Genomic DNA, 223 nt, shown 5'->3' with positions numbered 1-223 from the left:
CGTTCGCAGCAGCGTAATTACCCTGACCGGCCGCACCGGTCATCCCGCTCATCGAGGAGAACAACACGAACGCGGACAGCTCGATCCCGAGCTCGACGGTCAGCTCGTGCAAGTTCAGCGCGGAGACCGCCTTCGCCCGCAGCACGCTCTCGAACCGCTCAGGAGTCAGCGCCTCCAGCACACCGTCATCCAGCACACCCGCGGTATGCACCACAGCCGTCAG

General features: G+C 65.0%; 1 protein-coding gene. It reads right to left on the bottom strand.

The genetic code is table 11. The features are described from left to right. On the bottom strand, positions 1-223 hold a 223-nt coding region (locus tag ACEPPI_RS41035), incomplete at both ends, for a KR domain-containing protein (RefSeq protein ID WP_373920317.1).

The organism is Streptomyces sp. AB3(2024), from assembly GCF_041862025.1.
Lineage (GTDB): Bacteria > Actinomycetota > Actinomycetes > Streptomycetales > Streptomycetaceae > Streptomyces.
This window is presented reverse-complemented; position numbering and strand designations above follow the sequence as displayed.